The organism is Methylobacterium indicum (assembly GCF_017347565.1).
Taxonomy (GTDB): domain Bacteria; phylum Pseudomonadota; class Alphaproteobacteria; order Rhizobiales; family Beijerinckiaceae; genus Methylobacterium; species Methylobacterium indicum.
Genome location: NZ_AP024145.1, coordinates 19,304 through 33,882 on the forward strand (window position 1 = coordinate 19,304; position 14,579 = coordinate 33,882).

At 71.2% G+C, this 14,579-nt stretch carries 14 protein-coding genes; 3 read left to right on the top strand and 11 right to left on the bottom strand.

Annotation, left to right across the window (positions count from 1 at the left end):
- Positions 1 to 387 precede the first annotated feature (387 nt).
- Positions 388 to 3,069, bottom strand: a complete 2,682-nt coding sequence (alaS, locus tag miv_RS00095; protein WP_207180741.1) for an alanine--tRNA ligase — start codon at positions 3,067 to 3,069, stop codon at positions 388 to 390.
- A gap of 203 nt (positions 3,070 to 3,272) precedes the next feature.
- Between alaS and miv_RS00100 the strand changes: the two genes are divergently transcribed.
- Complete coding sequence (locus miv_RS00100; RefSeq protein ID WP_207180743.1) at positions 3,273 to 3,686, top strand: MAPEG family protein; 414 nt, start codon at positions 3,273 to 3,275, stop codon at positions 3,684 to 3,686.
- 372 nt (positions 3,687 to 4,058) lie between these two features.
- Here the strand turns inward: miv_RS00100 and recA are convergent, their stop codons facing one another.
- The 10 genes from recA to flgB all read right to left on the bottom strand — a co-directional run bounded on the left by recA (position 4,059) and on the right by flgB (position 12,235).
- Positions 4,059 to 5,150: a recombinase RecA gene (gene recA, locus miv_RS00105; RefSeq protein ID WP_048426181.1), complete on the bottom strand. Its 1,092-nt coding sequence runs from the start codon at positions 5,148 to 5,150 to the stop codon at positions 4,059 to 4,061.
- 122 nt (positions 5,151 to 5,272) lie between these two features.
- The gene (locus miv_RS00110) at positions 5,273 to 5,692 is read right to left on the bottom strand and encodes a PIN domain-containing protein (protein ID WP_207180750.1); all 420 of its coding nucleotides are present in this window, start codon (positions 5,690 to 5,692) and stop codon (positions 5,273 to 5,275) included.
- A gap of 47 nt (positions 5,693 to 5,739) precedes the next feature.
- Positions 5,740 to 5,982, bottom strand: coding sequence for a hypothetical protein (locus miv_RS00115; RefSeq protein WP_207180752.1), 243 nt, complete (start codon positions 5,980 to 5,982; stop codon positions 5,740 to 5,742).
- Positions 5,983 to 6,055: 73 nt separating this feature from the next.
- The gene (gene cckA, locus miv_RS00120; protein ID WP_207180754.1) at positions 6,056 to 8,653 is read right to left on the bottom strand and encodes a cell cycle histidine kinase CckA; all 2,598 of its coding nucleotides are present in this window, start codon (positions 8,651 to 8,653) and stop codon (positions 6,056 to 6,058) included.
- A gap of 156 nt (positions 8,654 to 8,809) precedes the next feature.
- The gene (gene flhB / locus miv_RS00125; protein ID WP_207180756.1) at positions 8,810 to 9,874 is read right to left on the bottom strand and encodes a flagellar biosynthesis protein FlhB; all 1,065 of its coding nucleotides are present in this window, start codon (positions 9,872 to 9,874) and stop codon (positions 8,810 to 8,812) included.
- 4 nt (positions 9,875 to 9,878) lie between these two features.
- Positions 9,879 to 10,652: a flagellar biosynthetic protein FliR gene (gene fliR / locus miv_RS00130; RefSeq protein ID WP_048430966.1), complete on the bottom strand. Its 774-nt coding sequence runs from the start codon at positions 10,650 to 10,652 to the stop codon at positions 9,879 to 9,881.
- Positions 10,653 to 10,742: 90 nt separating this feature from the next.
- A complete protein-coding gene (fliQ, locus tag miv_RS00135) occupies positions 10,743 to 11,009 on the bottom strand; it encodes a flagellar biosynthesis protein FliQ (RefSeq protein WP_048430967.1) in 267 nt (88 codons plus the stop codon).
- A 16-nt stretch (positions 11,010 to 11,025) separates the two neighbouring features.
- The gene (gene fliE / locus miv_RS00140; protein ID WP_207180758.1) at positions 11,026 to 11,331 is read right to left on the bottom strand and encodes a flagellar hook-basal body complex protein FliE; all 306 of its coding nucleotides are present in this window, start codon (positions 11,329 to 11,331) and stop codon (positions 11,026 to 11,028) included.
- Between the two features lie 2 nt (positions 11,332 to 11,333).
- On the bottom strand, positions 11,334 to 11,744 hold the full coding sequence (flgC, locus tag miv_RS00145) for a flagellar basal body rod protein FlgC (protein ID WP_048430969.1): 411 nt from the start codon (positions 11,742 to 11,744) through the stop codon (positions 11,334 to 11,336).
- An 86-nt stretch (positions 11,745 to 11,830) separates the two neighbouring features.
- Positions 11,831 to 12,235, bottom strand: a complete 405-nt coding sequence (flgB, locus tag miv_RS00150) for a flagellar basal body rod protein FlgB (protein ID WP_048430970.1) — start codon at positions 12,233 to 12,235, stop codon at positions 11,831 to 11,833.
- A gap of 219 nt (positions 12,236 to 12,454) precedes the next feature.
- Here flgB and miv_RS00155 point away from each other — a divergent pair, with 219 nt between their 5' ends.
- The gene (locus tag miv_RS00155) at positions 12,455 to 13,669 is read left to right on the top strand and encodes a hypothetical protein (RefSeq protein WP_207180761.1); all 1,215 of its coding nucleotides are present in this window, start codon (positions 12,455 to 12,457) and stop codon (positions 13,667 to 13,669) included.
- A 113-nt stretch (positions 13,670 to 13,782) separates the two neighbouring features.
- Entirely contained in the window at positions 13,783 to 14,547 is a 765-nt protein-coding gene (fliP, locus tag miv_RS00160) for a flagellar type III secretion system pore protein FliP (protein WP_048430169.1), read from the top strand.
- The last annotated feature ends 32 nt before the right edge of the window (positions 14,548 to 14,579 follow it).

The following is a 14,579-nucleotide window of genomic DNA, read 5'->3' on the forward strand; positions in this document are numbered from 1 at the left end:
ACCCACCTTCCGATATGACGCGGCGGATTCGTCCGGCGGCTCATGACCGGCAATCGTGGCACGAGCACGTCGGCCCAAGGCGGGACGATCCGGGTTCCCGCAGCCTCTACTTCGCGGATGCGAGATGGGCAAGGCCGGACGAGGCTTGGGGCCGCGGGGCGGAGACGATCCGCAACAGGCTTCCGCACAGTCCCGGTGCCCCGGCACGGAGACCCCGCCTCCCGACACCGGCAGGATTTTGGAACAATCGGAGCAATATTTGGGACGGACCCGCGAGACAGTCGAACGACTGAGACCGAGCCCATCGTCGGGAGCGCGAATGCCGCTCCCGATGGCGACGACAGGCTCGGTCGCCACCAGAAAGACCCGGCCTGTGGCTCTCAGGCATCACCCAGGGGGCCAGGGTGTCGACGCCAGAACCGCCGCGATCGCTTCCAGGGCAGCCTCGGCCGCCGCCCCGTCCGGACCGCCGGCCTGGGCCATGTCGCGGCGACCGCCGCCGCCCTTGCCGCCGAGCCGCTCGGAGCCCGCCCGCACCAGGGCGACGGCGTCGAACCGGCCGGTCAGATCCTCGGTCACGCCGACGACGAGGCCGGCCTTGCCGTCCGGCGCCACGCCCACGATCGCGACGATCCCGGAGCCGAGCCGCTTCTTGCCCTCGTCGGCCAGGCTCTTGAGGTCGCGCATCTCGACGCCCTGCACGACCCGGGCCATCAGCTTGGTGCCGGCGACCTCACGCACGCCGTCGTCGCCGCCACCGGCCGCGCCCCCGCCCATGGCGAGCTTGCGACGCGCGTCGGCGAGTTCCCGCTCCATCCGGCGGCGCTCCTCGAGCAGGCTCGCCAGGCGCTCGGGCGCCTCGGCCACCGGGGCCTTGAGCAGGGCGGCGATCGCCGCCAGCTGGCGGCTCTCCCCCGCGAGATGGCGGCGGGCGGCGTCGCCCGTCATCGCCTCGATCCGGCGCACGCCGGCGCCGACCGCGCTGTCGCCGAGGATCGTCACGACGCCGATATCGCCGGTGCGCCCGACATGGGTACCGCCGCACAGCTCGACCGAGAAGGTCTTCGGGCGGCCGTCGGCGGCCTCGTCGCGGCCCATCGAGACGACCCGGACCTCCTCGCCGTACTTCTCGCCGAACAGCGCGCGGGCGCCCGACGCGATGGCGTCGTCGACCGCCATCAGCTTCGTCACCACCGGCTCGTTCTGGAGCAGTACCCGGTTGGCGATCTCCTCGACCCGGGCCAGCTCCTCGGCCTCGATCGGCTTGGGGTGGCTGATATCGAAGCGCAGGCGCTCGGGGGCGACGAGGGAGCCCTTCTGGGCGACGTGGTCGCCGAGCACCTGGCGCAGGGCCTCGTGCAGGAGGTGGGTGGCCGAGTGGTTGGCGCGGATCGCCGAGCGGCGGCCGTGATCGACCTTCAGCTCGACCGGCTGATTGAGGGTCAGGCTCCCCTCCTCCACCGCGACGTGGTGGACGAAGAGGTCGCCGAGCTTCTTCTCGGTCGCGGTCACCCGGGCGCGCAGTCCCTGGCCGCTGACCAGGCCGGTATCGCCGACCTGGCCGCCGGACTCGCCGTAGAACGGGGTCTGGGTGACGACGAGGAGGCCTTCCTCGCCGGCCCGGATCGCCTCGACCTCGGCCCCGCCGCGCACCAGTGCGGTGACCACCGCCTCGGCACCTTCCGTGTCGTAGCCGAGGAACTCGGTGGCGCCGGTGCGCTCGCGCAAGCCGTACCACAGGGTCTCGGTGGCGGCCTCGCCCGAGCCCGTCCAGGCCGCCCGCGCCGCTTCGCGCTGGCGCTGCATCGCGGCCGTGAAGCCGTCCGTATCGACCGTGATGCCGCGGGACTTGAGCGCGTCCTGGGTCAGATCGAGGGGGAAGCCGTAGGTGTCGTAGAGCGTGAAGGCGGTCTCGCCCGACAGGCTCTGGCCGTCCGAGAGGTCGCGGGTCTCGGCGTCGAGGATCGAGAGGCCGCGCTCCAGGGTACGGCGGAAGCGGGTCTCTTCGAGACGCAGGGTCTCGGCGATCAGGCTCTCGGCCCGCACCAGCTCGGGGTAGGCCTGGCCCATCTCGCGCACCAGCGTCGGCACGAGGCGGTACATCATCGGGTCGCGCGAGCCGAGGAGCTGGGCGTGGCGCATGGCCCGGCGCATGATCCGGCGCAGCACGTAGCCGCGGCCCTCGTTGCTCGGCAGCACCCCGTCGGCGACGAGGAAGGACGAGGCGCGCAGGTGGTCGGCGATCACCCGGTAGGACGCCGTCTGCTTGCCCTCCGGCGCCCGGCCGACCTGATGCGCCACGGCGTCGATCAGGCTGCGGAAGAGGTCGGTGTCGTAGTTGCTCTTCACGCCCTGGAGGATCGCCGCCATGCGCTCGAGGCCCATGCCGGTATCGATCGAGGGACGCGGCAGGCCGACCCGGTTGCCCGGCTCGATCTGCTCGTACTGCATGAACACGAGGTTCCAGAATTCGAGGAAGCGGTCGCCGTCCTCCTCCGGGCTGCCGGGCGGACCGCCCCAGAGTTCCGGACCCTGATCGATGAAGATCTCCGAGCACGGGCCGCACGGGCCGGTATCGCCCATCTGCCAGAAATTGTCGGAGGTCGGGATGCGGATGATGCGGTCGTCGGAGAAGCCGGCGATCTTGCGCCACAGGGCGGCGGCGTCGTCGTCGTCGGCGTAGACCGTGACGAGCAGCTTCTCGGGCGAGAGCCCGAATTCCTTGGTGACGAGGTTCCAGGCCAGCTCGATCGCCAGCGGCTTGAAATAGTCGCCGAACGAGAAGTTGCCCAACATCTCGAAGAAGGTGTGGTGGCGCGCCGTGTACCCGACGTTGTCGAGGTCGTTGTGCTTGCCGCCGGCGCGCACGCATTTTTGGGCGGTGGTGGCGCGCTGGTAGGGCCGCTTCTCGACGCCGGTGAAGACGTTCTTGAACTGCACCATGCCGGCGTTGGTGAACATCAACGTCGGGTCGTTGCGCGGCACCAGCGGCGAGGACGGCACCACCTCGTGACCGTGCTTGGCGAAGTAGTCCAGGAAGGTGGACCGGATCTCGTTGACGCCACTCATGGGAAGAATCGTCTCTGCGGAAGGCGGGCCGGGCGGGCGGGCGTGAAAACGGGGCGCACCGGCGGGCGGCCCGCGGATGCATCCGCGTGTCTTTAGTCACGCGCTCCCCCCGTGTCGAGGCGGAGCGCCGCCGCTATGTGCGTCGGAAGCAAGCGCGGCCGCCGGCCCGCCGGCAGATTCCTCGTTCCGGGACTTGTGCTTCGATGACCGACGAAATCCGTCTCCTCGCCCTCTCGGCCGCCCTCGGCTTCGCGCACATCATGGCCGCCTCGACCGCGGGCCTGGCCCAGCGCGGCAGCCTGGCCTGGGCGGCGGGCAACCGCGAGAGCGAGGGCGAGGTCACCGGGGCCGCCGCCCGGCTGAAGCGGGCCTCGGCCAACTTCTTCGAGACCTTCCCGCTCTTCGCCGCCCTGGTGCTGGCGGCCGCCGTCTCGGGCCGTCAGGGCGGCGCGGTGGCGTGGGGGGCACAGCTCTACTTCTGGGCCCGGCTCCTCTACCTGCCGATCTACGGTTTCGGCATCCCGTGGATCCGCACCCTGGTCTGGGGCGTGGCGATCGTCGGCATCGCCTTCGTGTTTGCCGGGCTGTTCGGCTGGGCGGGGCCGGGGGCGCCATAGCCAGCGGGTCCCTCCGAGGATCAGAAACGGCACGGGTCTCTCCCCCCGCGAGCGGGGAAAGGAATAGGCGCGGGTCAACCCTCCCCCCTCTGCGGGGGAGGGTGGTCCCTGCGTCAGCAGGGGCCGGGAGAGGGGCAGCGCGACGATGCTCCAGGGGTCGCCCTTCATCACGATCGCGACCTCTCCGGAAGCGGCGTCCCCTCTCCCGCCCGGCGCACGAGTGCTTCGCACTCGCAGCCGGGCACCCTCCCCCGCAGAGGGGGGAGGGAACATGCCCGCGCCACTCCCCTCCCCGGACAGCCCGCCAACAAGAAGAGCCGCCGCGCTCGTCGCGCGGCGGCCCCTTGATGTCCCTAGAACCGACCCGTCGGATCAGGCCGACCCCTCGTCGAGGTCGTCGGCCGTCGGCGTCGCGTTCTCGAGGATCTTGTCGGCGACGAGGCCCGAATTCTGCCGGATCGAGGCCTCGATCTTGTTGGCGATGTCGGGATTGTCGCGCAGGAAGCCCTTCGAGTTCTCGCGGCCCTGGCCGAGGCGCTGGCTGTCGTAGGAGAACCAGGCGCCCGACTTCTCGACGATGCCGGCCTTGACGCCGAGATCGATCAGCTCGCCGACCTTCGACACGCCCTCGCCGAACATGATGTCGAACTCGACCTGCTTGAACGGCGGCGCCACCTTGTTCTTGACCACCTTGACCCGGACGCTGTTGCCGATCGGCTGGTCGCGGTCCTTCAGGGTCGAGATGCGGCGGATGTCGAGGCGGACCGAGGCGTAGAACTTGAGCGCGTTGCCGCCCGTCGTGGTCTCGGGGCTGCCGTACATCACGCCGATCTTCATCCGGATCTGGTTGATGAAGATGACCATGCAGTTCGAGCGCGAGATCGAGCCGGTGAGCTTGCGCAGGGCCTGGCTCATCAGGCGGGCCTGGAGGCCCGGCTGCTGGTCGCCCATCTCGCCCTCGATCTCGGCCCGCGGGGTCAGCGCCGCCACCGAATCGACCACCAGGATGTCGATGGCGCCGGAGCGCACCAGGGTGTCGGTGATCTCGAGGGCCTGCTCGCCGGTATCGGGCTGGGAGATCAGGAGGTCGTCGAGGTTGACGCCGAGCTTGCGGGCATAGACCGGATCGAGGGCGTGCTCGGCATCCACGAAGGCGCAGACGCCGCCCTTCTTCTGGGCCTCGGCGATGGTGTGGAGCGCGAGGGTGGTCTTGCCGGAGGATTCCGGCCCGTAGATCTCGATCACGCGGCCGCGCGGCAGGCCGCCGACGCCGAGCGCGATGTCGAGGCCGAGCGAGCCGGTCGAGACGACCTCGACCTCCTGCACCTTGTCGCCCTTGCCGAGCCGCATGATCGAGCCCTTGCCGAAGGCGCGCTCGATCTGGGCGAGGGCGGCGTCGATCGCCTTCGACTTGTCTTTGTCCATGGTCGGGTTTTCCACCAGTCGCATCTGGGGCTGAGCCATCTCGGCGGGTCCTTATGGCAGGAGGGGCGACAAGTCTCAATCGCGCGGCTGGGATTTATGTACCTGTTTTGTTCTCTTCCGGCAAGGGCGGGAGGGGCATTCATCGAGGCATTTTTGGGGGATCAGGCGCCGTCGAGGGCCCGGAGCAGGTTGGCGTTCGACGAGGACGGCCAGCCGGTCCCGGCGAAGTCGCGGTCGTGGCTCCAGATGTCGGCGTCCAGCAGCCAGGCGCAGGCGAGGACATGCGCGTCCGACGTCGAGCCGTTGCGGGAGGCGACGGCGTCGGAGAGGACGCGGGCCGCGCTGTCGATTCGGTCGGAGTAGTACGAGGCATCAATGACATCGATCCCGGCGAGAATCACACCCGCGCGCACAGGTGCTCCCGCCGGGAGATCCGGAACACTCAGCAGGACCCGCTGGACCTCCTCCGCAACGCGGGCGGAAGTCGCTACGAGCCGTCGATCGGCAAGTGCGTCGAAGACCGACACGGAGCGGCGCCCCAAGGCGGCACTCAAGACGATGTTGGTATCGACGACCAGCATGCTGGAAGGCCGTCGCAGAGGAAGATCCGCGTCGGCAGACCTCTCCGTCACTCGGCGCCGCGCTCGGCCAGCAGCCGATCAATGGCAGCGTTCTCTTCGGGAGTATACTTTTCCGCATCCGCCCGAATATCGGCTATCACCTTGCGCATATACTCCGGAGATGCCTGGTGGATCGGCAACAGAATGCCGACGGTCGCGGTGCCGTTCTTGATCGGCATCGCATGCGGCAGCGCCTGGATCGCGCCGGCCGACATCTTCTGGAGTTCGCGCATGCTGATCGCGGTCTTCATGGCCACCCCCTGGTTACATACATGGATGTAAGTCCCGCAGGCGGCGGCCACGAGCACGGCGATCCGGGCGCCCTCACCCCGCCATCGTGGTCTTCACCGTCTCGACGAGCTGCTTCAGGCTGAACGGCTTGGGCAGGAAGTTGAACTCCTCGCCGTCGGGCAGGTTCTTGCGGAAGGCGTCCTCGGCGTAGCCGGAGACGAAGATCACCTTGAGCGAGGGGTGGCCCTTGCGCAATTCGCGCAGCAGGGTCGGGCCGTCCATCTCGGGCATCACCACGTCGGAGACGACGAGGTCGACCGGCACGTCGCGCTCCTCCATGATCTGCAGGGCCTCGAGGCCCGAGGCCGCCTCGAGCACGGTGTAGCCGCGGGCGGTGAGCGCCCGGGCATTGACCGCGCGGACCGGGTCCTCGTCCTCGACCAGCAGGATCGTGCCGTGGCCAGTGAGGTCGCGGGCCGGCGGCTTCTGGGCCTCCGCGGCGGATGCCGGAGCCGGGGCGCCGCCGGCGGCGGGTGCGGGCAGGTCCGCCGAGACCTCGGGGGCCTCCGCCTCCGGAACGGGGACGTGGCGGGGCAGATAGATGGCGAAGACCGTGCCCTGGCCGATGGTCGAGCGCACGTCGATGTAGCCGCCGGACTGCTTGACGATGCCGAACACCGTCGAGAGACCCAGGCCCGTGCCCTTGTTGACCTCCTTGGTGGTGAAGAACGGCTCGAAGATTTTTTCCATCACCTCCGGGGTCATGCCGGTGCCGGTGTCGCTGACCTCGATGAGGACGTGGTCGGCGCCCGGCAGGCCGTTGAGGCGCAAGGCACCGACGGCTTCCGCGGCCATGTTGGCGGTGCGGATCAGCAGACGCCCGCCCTCCGGCATCGCGTCGCGGGCGTTGACCGCGAGGTTCACGATCACCTGCTCGAACTGGTTGACGTCGGCCTTGACCGGCCAGAGGTCGCGGCCGTGCTTGAGATCGAGCTCGACCCGCTCGCCGAGCAGGCGCTTGAGGAGCAGGGTGAGGTCGGAGAGCGCCTCGCCGAGATGGATCACCTCCGGCCGCAGGGTCTGGCGCCGCGAGAAGGCCAGCAGCTGCCGCACCAGGCTCGCGGCCCGGTTGGCGTTCTGCTTGATCTGCATGATGTCCTGGAAGGCCGGATCGGCCGGCCGGTGGCTTGCCAGCAGCAGGTCCGAGTAGCCGATGATCGCCTGCAGCACGTTGTTGAAGTCGTGCGCGATGCCGCCGGCGAGCTGGCCGACCATCTCCATCTTCTGGGCCTGGTTGACCTGCTGCTGGAGCTGGTGCTGGGCCGTGGTGTCGAGCGCGTAGAGGATCACCGCGCCCTCCGCGCCGCCGGCCGTGCCGGCGGGGCTGAGCCAGATCCGGGCCGAGCGGTTGACCGGCGCCGAGACCCCGATCTCGACCGGGGGCACGTCGCCCCGGCCCTCCGCGGCCGCCCGGGCCGCGGCGTCGACGATGGACCGGTCGCGCTCGACCACGAAGTCGCGCACCGGGGGACCGGCCTCGCTGCCGTCACCGGTGCGCGGCAGGGTGCCGAACAGCCGGGCGAAGGAGGCGTTGGCGCGGACGAGCCGCCCATCCGCCGCCAGCGTCGCCACCGCGACCGGGCTGGTGTTGAAGAAGCGGTCGAAGCGCAATTCGGCCGCCTGGCCGGGATCGTCGCTGCTCTCCTCGCCGGCGGAGCGGTTGAGGACGAGGGTGCGCGAATCGCCCGGCCGCCCGTCCTGGCCGTAGGCGACCCGGTGGTAGAGCCGGGCCGAGAGCGGGTGGCCGTTGCGCCGGCGCAGGTCGAGGTCGAACCGGTCGGTGCGGACCTCGCCGGGTTCGCCCTTGCCGCCGATCAGCACCGGCCCGAGGTCGTCGGGCAGGATCTCGGACAGGCGCAATCCGCCGGAGCCGACCTGGGCGAGGTCGTGGCCGAGCCAGGCCGCGAGCGTCGCGTTCATGTAGACGACCGAGCCCTTGGGATCGACCGCCATGAAGCCCGCGGGCGCGTGGTCGAGGTAGTCGATCGCGTGCTGGAGCTCCTGGAAGACGTTCTCCTGGCGCTCGCGCTCGTGGGTGATGTCGGCGACGCTCCACAGGGAGACCGGGCGGCGCGGCAGGGGCAGCGGGCGCACGCCGATGCGGAACCACGCGAAGTCCCGCTCCGCCGCGCCGCCGGGCGGCGGCGCCATGCGGATCTCCTCCGACAGCGAGCGGCCCTCGCGGGCGGCCTGCGCCAGGCGGTAGACCGCCTCCGAGACCTCGGGCGAGCCGACGAAGACCCGCTCGACGGGGCGCAGGTTGGTGAAGGTGTCGCTGCCGGCGAGCTGGAGATAGGCGGCGTTGGCGTAGATCGGCCGGCCGCCCTCCTCGACGGCGATCATGCCGTCGGGGGCGGCATCGACCACCGCCTTGGTGACGTCGTTGCGGGTGCCCTGGCCGGTGAGCTGGATCGCCCCGATGGCGAAGGCGAACAGGCAGAACACCCCCGCCATGGCGAGAAGCGCCAGGAGGCCGAGGATGATCGGCTGCGCCTGCTCGTTGGCGACGAAGCTCAGGCCCACCGCCGCGCCGACGAGGAGGCCGGCCAGCAGCAGGAGCAGGCTGACCCGGCCGGGCCGCTCGGAGCGGTCGAGGGCGGCCTCCGCCGCGGATGGGCTCAACTCCGGCATGTCGCCTCGACACTCCCCGGGGGCCCGCGCCCGCGGCCGGACCCCGATCCTTCGCGCGGTCCGCGGGCGGGCGGACCGGTCTCTCGGCCGTTCCCTAGCAGGCGCGGCGTTTCCGTGGAATGAACCCGGTTCGTTCCGGGCGCCGATTGCGACGACTCAGTGGCGCCGGCGCAGGCGCATCACGTAGCCGATCACCTCGGCCACCGCGCGGTAATGCTCGGGCGGCACCGGGGCGTCGATCTCGACGGTGGCGTGGAGCGCGCGCGCCAGCGGCGGGTTCTCGACGACCGGCACGCCGTGCTCGCCCGCCACCTCGCGGATGCGCAGGGCGAGCGCGTCGACGCCCTTGGCGACGCAGACGGGCGCGGCCATGCCGGCCTCGTAGCGCAGGGCCACCGCGTAGTGGGTCGGGTTGGTGACGATCACGCTGGCGGTCGGGACCGCCGCCATCATGCGGGTCCGCACCCGCTGGGCGCGGATCCGGCGCATCCGCCCCTTCACCTCCGGGTTGCCGTCCTGCTCCTTCAGCTCGTCCTTGAGCTCCTGCTTCGACATGCGCAGGCGGGCCCGCCAGCGGAAGCGCTGGTAGAGCGCGTCGCCGAGGGTGACGACGACGTAGGTGGCCAGCACCGCGCCCATCAGCCGCAGGCAGAGCGAGAGGGTGCCCTGGAGCACAGCCGGCGGCTCGAGCCGCGCGAAGGCCTCGAGCCGGTCGCGGTCGCTCCACAGCACGAAGCCGGCGGCGATGCCGACGAGCAGGATCTTCACCAGGCCCTTGGCGAACTGGAACCACGCCTCCGGGCCGAACATCCGCGACAGGCCGGCCATCGGCGAGACGCGGGACCACTTCGCCCCCAGCATCTCGGTGGTCCAGACCAGGGGGTGCTGGACGAGGCCGCCGATCACGCCGGCCGTGAGCACGGCGCCCACCGGCACCGCGAGGGCGAGGCCCGCGGCGACGAGGGCCCGGCGGCCGAAGGCCATGTAGGAGGCGGGATCGGACGGCACGTCGTGCAGGTGGATGAGGAGGCCGCGCAGGTCGACCAGCAGGCCGCGGGCGAGGGAGGGCCCGGCCAGGACCAGCACCAGCGTGAAGGTGCCGAGCATCAGGAAGGTGTTGACCTCCTGGCTGGTGGCGACGTCGCCGCGCTTGATCGCCTCGTCGAGGCGCTTCTGGGTCGCGTCCTCTGTGCGGTCTTCCTGGTCGGTCCCGTCCGCCATCGCCTCATCCCCTCCCGAGATCGGCCAGGAAGCGGCCGAGGTCGTCGACGAAGACCCCCATGATCACCCCCACGGTGGCCAGAAAAACCAGCATGCCGATCATGATCGAGGCCGGGGTGGCGACGAAGAACACCTGCATCTGCGGCATCAGGCGCGAGAGCACGCCGAGGCCGAGGTTGAACAGGATGCCGAAGGCGATGAACGGCGCCGCGATCTGCACCGCCAGGGTGAAGCTGCGGGCCACCGCCCGCACCGCGAAGGCCGCCGCGTCCCCGGTCGCCGGCATGCCGACCGGCGGCATCAGGGCGTAGGAATCGCGGATTCCGACCAGCGCCAGGTGATGCAGGTCGGTGGCCATGACCAGGGTGAGGCCGAGCAGGCTGAGGAAGCTGCCGAGCGTCGCCTGCTGGTTGCCGACCGAGGGATCGACCGTCATCGCGAAGGCGAGGCCGAGCTGCTGGGCGATGATGGTGCCGGCGGTCTGGAGCGAGGCGATCACCGCCCGCACGCTGAGGCCCAGCACCAGCCCGACCGCGATCTCGCCGATCAGCACGCCGATCAGCGCCGTGCCGGCGCCGCCGGGCTCCGGCCCCGTACCCCCGGGCAGGAGCGGGCGGGCGACGGGAAACAGCACCAGGGACAGGAGCAGCGCGAAGGCGAGGCGCAGGCGCGGGCTCACCATCGCCTCGCCGATGCCCGGCATCAGCATCACCAGGGTGCCGACCCGCGCGAAGGTGAGGAGGTAGGCCGAGGCGAGCCCTGGCAGGAGGAGGTTCACGGCGGGCGATTCGTGTCCGGGGCGACCTGCGGGGAGCGACTCGCGCGGGCGGGATGATCTCGGACGTCTTCGGTCGGAATCCGCGCCCGCTCAACCCCCCGCCGCGATCCGGGCGGCGATGCGGGTCATGTAGCCGGCGAGCGCGTCGCCCATGAAGGGGAGCATCAGCATCATGGTGGCGAAGACCGCGAGGATCTTCGGCACGTAGATGAGCGTCTGCTCCTGGATCTGCGTCAGGGCCTGGAACAGCGACACGGCGAGGCCGACCACCAGGGCGACGACCATCATCGGGCCGGCGACCTTGAGGAAGGTCAGGATGCCGTCGCGGGCGACGTCGAGGATCGCGAGACCGGTCATCGGTGCCAACGATTCCTTAAATCTGCATCCGCATGATGTCCTCGTAGGCCGAGATCACCCGGTCGCGCACCGCCACCAGGGTCTGGATCGCGGTCTCGCTCTCGGCGACCGCGGTCACGACGTCGACGACGTTGGCCTTGCCGGCGGCCGCCGCCATGGCCTGGCCGTCGGCGCGCTTGCCGGCCTCCGACACCCCGTCGAGGGCGGAGGACAGGAGCTGCGTGAAGCCGCTCTCGCCGGCGCCGGCCAGGCCGGCAGCCGGGGTGCGGCCCATGTTCTGGATCGCCGCGTAGGCGCCGGCCGCGAAGGCGTTGGTGGTCATGGTCAGGCCTTCAGGATGTCGATGGTGCGGGACACCATGCGGTTGGTGAGCGAGACCATGTTGAGGTTCGCCTCGTAGGAGCGCTGGGCCTCGCGCATGTCGACGGTCTCGACGAGGACGTTGACGTTGGGCATCCGCACCTCGCCGTTGGCGTCGGCGGCGGGGTTGCCCGGGTCCTGCTTGGTGCGGAACGGGCTCTGGTCGCGGCGGACCTTGCCGAGATCCACGACCGACGCCTCGAGATCGCGGTCGAGGTGGTTGGTGAAGGTCGGGATCTTGCGCCGGTAGGGCTCGGCGGTCGGGCTGGTCGGCGCCGAATCCGCGTTGGCGATGTTCTCCGAGATCACCCGCATCCGGCCCGACTGGACCTTGAGTCCGGAGGCCGCGATGCCGATCGCCTTGCTGAAATCCATGGAAGCCACCTCGGGTCGGTCTGACGGGGTCTCGCGGAGACGGCCGGTCGCGGCGAAGGCCGGTGAGACGGGAAAGCGCGACGGGCCTACCGGCCGACCGCCGTGCGCAGGGTCTGCAGGCTCTTGCGGTAGAGCAGGCTGGCGAGCTGATAGTCGCTCTGGTTGTCGGCGGCCTTCAGCATCTCCTCCTCGAGGCTGACGGCGTTGCCGCTCGGCATCATCTCGAAGCGCGTGCCCGTCCGCTCCTCGGACGGCGCGGCCTGGCCGGTGCCGGCGAGATGCACGCCGGAGGTCCGCGCGAGGCCCACCCCCGGCAGGCCCGCCGCCGCCACGGAGCCGTCGAGCTGGAAGCGCGGCGCCTTGAGGTCGCGGGCCCGGAAACCCGGCGTGTCGGCGTTGGCGACGTTCTCCGCCAGGACCTTCTGGCGCGTCTGCTGCCATTGCATCCGGTTGCGCAACATCGCGACGATGGGGAGATCGGTGACCGACACGGGCGGGCCTTCCGGTTTAGACCGGCACAATCTGCCTATCGCATGGTTAAAATCCGGTTAAGCGCGACGAGGTCGTTACGTCCCGGCCCGTGCGGCCCCACGGTCGTCAAAGCTGTTAACGATATCTTAATGTCCCCTGCGCAGGCCCGGCAGGGTCGTGCTAGAAGGCCACCACATCGTCGGCGTGCCCCGTGTGCGCCTCACTTGAGAGACCGCGCTTTGCTCTCCTCGATCCTCGGGACGGACGGTTCGCCCTTGCTCTCCTACCTGATCGTCTTCCTGATCATGGTCGTGCTCCTCAGCCTGTTCGCGTACGGCGCGAAGAGGTTCGCGCGGGGCCGCCTCACCCTCGGGGGCAGCGGGAGCACCGGCCGCAGCCGCCAGCCGCGGCTCGGCATCGTCGACATCTACGAGCTCGACCGCCAGCGGCAGCTGATCCTGCTGCGGCGCGACAACACCGAGCACCTGCTGCTGGTCGGCGGGCCGAACGACGTCGTGATCGAGCGCAACATCGTGCGGACCGGCGGCAACCGGGTCTCGGCCGAGCTGGCCGATCGCTCGGACGACGCGCCCGACGCGCCGCTGACCCTGCCGCCGGGCACCGAGCCGGCGCCGCTGCCGCCGCCCTTCCCCGAGCCGGACATGCCGGGGCGGACCGTCGAGCCCGAGCGGATCGCGGCCGCCTTCGCCCCGGTGCCGCCCCAGGCCTCCTCCAGCCCGGACCCGGCCGTGCCGGAGCCGGCGCGGGCGGCCCCGCGCTTCGGCGGCGGGCGGCGGGTCGAGCCGCCGAGCCTGCGGGCCGCCCGCCAGGCGCCACCGCCCCTGGAGACGCCACCGCCCCTGGAGACGCCGCCGTTCGAAACCGCCCCTGCGGAAGCGGCCGCCTTCGCGGCGCCCGTGCCGCCGGTGGTGAACGTGCCGATGCCGGAGCCCGTCCTGCCGTCCGCGCCGACGCCGGCCGGCACCCGCAGCGGCGAACCGCGCACCGTGGACGCGACGATCCTCAACGACATGGCCCGCCAGCTCGAGGAGGCCCTGCGCCGGCCCTCCTCCGCGGTGGCGCCGGCCCGCCCGGCCGTCCCGGCGATGAGCGCTCCGCCCGAGCCCGCGCCGCAGGAGCCGGTGCAGCACGCACCCGAACCCGCACCCGCGCCGCCTCCCCCACCGCCGCCGGAGCCCGAGCCCGCGCCGCAGGAGCCGGAGCCGGCCCCTCCCCTGCCGCCCGAGCCGCCGCCCCCGCCGCCGGAACCCGAGCCCGAGGTACCGCCTGCGCCGCCGGAGCCCGAACCAGCCCCCGCGCCGCCCCCGCCGCCTGCGCCCCCCGAGGAGCCGGCTCCGGCCGCGAAGCCGGCCTCCGTCCAGAACCCGTTCTCGGTCGAGGAGATTGAGGCCGAATTCGCCCGGCTCCTCGGCCGGCCGCTGGACAAGCGCTGAGCCGGACCTAACCCCGACGCTGTTGCACCGGAACCGCGCCCGCCCGCCCTCGATGGGGCGAGGCGGGCGTGGCGCTTGCGGGCCGGGGCGCCGCGGCCCAGGGTGCGCCCGCCATGGTGCCCCCGAATCGTCGCCTTCCCCTGCGGACCCTCGCGCAGGTCCTCCCGCGTGCCGCGGCCCTCCTGCTCCTGTCGGGTGCGCCCGCGCTCGCGCAGAGCCTGACGGTCGATCTCGGCCCGAGCGGCGGCGTCACCGAGCGGGCGCTGCAGCTCGTCGCCCTCATCACCGTGCTGGCCCTGGCGCCCTCGGTCCTGGTGATGGCGACCTCGTTCACCCGCATCGTGGTGGTGCTGTCGATCCTGCGCTCGGCGCTCGGCACCCAGACGGCCCCGCCCAACGCCGTGATCGTCAGCCTGTCCCTGTTCCTCACCGCCTTCGTGATGGCGCCGACGGCGCGGGAGGCCTACCGCACCGGCATCGAGCCGCTGCTCGCCGGCCAGATCCAGCAGAGCCAGGCCTTCGAGCGGGCGAGCCAGCCGTTCAAGGCGTTCATGCTCCGCAGCGTGCGCGAGAAGGACCTGAAGCTCTTCCTCGATCTCGCCCGGGCCGGGACGCCGGCCACCCCGGAGGCGGTCGGCCTCGAGGTGCTGACCCCCGCCTTCATGATCTCGGAACTCAGGCGCGCCTTCGAGATCGGCTTCCTGCTGTTCATCCCGTTCCTGATCATCGACCTCGTGGTCGCGTCGATCCTGATGTCGGTCGGCATGATGATGCTGCCGCCCGCCACCGTGGCGCTGCCGTTCAAGCTGATCTTCTTCGTGCTGGTCGACGGCTGGACCCTGGTGGCCGGCTCGCTGGTGCAGAGCTACGGCGGCTGATCCGCGACGCTGATCGAGATGCGCCGTCCCGT